This window comes from Halomonas sp. GXIMD04776, assembly GCF_049808615.1.
Taxonomy (GTDB): domain Bacteria; phylum Pseudomonadota; class Gammaproteobacteria; order Pseudomonadales; family Halomonadaceae; genus Modicisalibacter.
On the sequence record NZ_JBNCAN010000058.1, the window covers coordinates 1 to 1,723 of the forward strand.

The window sequence follows — 1,723 nt, forward strand, 5'->3', positions numbered from 1 at the left end:
AGCGTCGCCATGGTTGGTCCTCCCCGGTATGCGTTCAGCGGGTGAGACGGAATCGGCGGTCAGAAAATGCTCGCTGGCGGTGATAGGGGAAGTGTCGACGCCGGCATCACGGATTCAGGCATCAGTGATGAACAGTCCCGGGTCGTCGGTTTGCTGGAAAACTTCAAGGTCCCTAAGCCTGGTGCTAAGGTACAATTACCTATCCGGCGGCCCTCGCAGTCTTCCCCGTTCGTCTTGCAGCAGCCCTCCATGGCAGAACAAACCTTGTACGTTGGTGAAGTCCCCCAAGCGCAAGCTCGCGGCATCGACCCTATAGGTTATACGCCCTTGCCTGGCGGAGAGGGCCCGATGCCAGGTAGGCCGTTTCCCGACCCTTTTCCACCACCATGGGGCGGAAGGCCCGGCCAGCCTGATTATGGGCGTATCCCTGGCACGGGCGACCTCGCGCAGAATACTACGCATTGTAGCGTATCCACCTCCACACAAACTCTGATAGGAACCTCTTGTAAACAAACGACGGGAACGTTATTTCCAACCTGTGATACTTGGGGCAATGATTATGTGACGGATACACAAAACGACGAGGAAGTAGATGACTGTGGTGAGAGTCACCTGTTCGGTAAGGGACTAAATTTTCAATGGTAGCGCGGCCGCCTCGTGTATTGATTTTATCATTTCCCGAGGATGCTCATGCCGCGGTTATTGGTCAAAGACTCACGAGTCGATTCAATGCCCAAGTTACTTATTGGAATACTTCGGGTATTCCTGCATCACAGCAATTATCTCTTTATCCTCACCTTGGCACTCAACTCTTGACGTTATTGGGGGAGCCGCCAATAGAGTTGGCAGACTTTACGGCTTGCTGGTGGCGGCGTCCCATGGTTGCATCAATCCCTGAAGAAATTAGTGGGGAAAAAGAGAGGCACTATTGTCGCTTAGAAAGCGACCGATTGATCAGAGGCGCATTACTAAGCGCAGAAATTCCATTGCTTAATGATCCGATTAATCAAAGTGCCGCAGACCATAAACCATATCAGTTGATTACGGCCCGCAAAATTGGGCTGGATACACCGGCTACACTGATGACGAATGATCCCCAAGCGGTCAAGGACTTCATCGGTAAATATCCTTCTTGCATTTTTAAAGCCTTTCATTCTCCTTCATGGCGTGTCGTGGAAACTCGAAAATTTCATGACACAATGCTCGAGGATTTAGAATCTTTACGCTTTGCACCAGCTATTTTCCAAGAATATATTCCCTTATACCGGGATATTCGCGTAATGGCGATGCCACATAAGCTGTTTGCATTCGCTGTGGAAAAGCGCTCCGATGAAGCCTTTGTCGATTGGAGGCTGGATGGTGATATCGAATGGCAACCTGTCGAATTGCCTACTATAGTTCGTAGAAAATTAACGTCATTACTTAGCCGGCTTGGACTGGCCTATGGCAGTATCGATTTACGAGAGACACCTGATAATAGATGGGTGTTTCTCGAGATAAACCCTGCAGGCCAATTCCTTTTTCTGGAAGAAGATGGTGGATGCAACATTGCTGACGAATTCTGTCAATTGCTTATACATCCGCCCAATGGTAATCCCCCCATTTCTAGCCCGGATATTGCATCGGGCATGAAAAAAGCGGCTGAAAATCGGTTATAATTCAAGCTCCTACACCAGAATCAACCGCATCAGCCGCCATGACAAAATGTACCATGCCCACCGCC

Annotated in this window: 1 protein-coding gene; it reads left to right on the forward strand. The window is 49.8% G+C overall.

Annotated features, from left to right (window positions below):
• The first annotated feature begins 878 nt into the window (after positions 1–878).
• Positions 879–1,658 (forward strand): hypothetical protein, encoded by a 780-nt coding sequence (locus tag ACPF7Z_RS19360; RefSeq protein ID WP_425194872.1) that lies wholly within the window; start codon positions 879–881, stop codon positions 1,656–1,658.
• Positions 1,659–1,723: the final 65 nt, after the last annotated feature.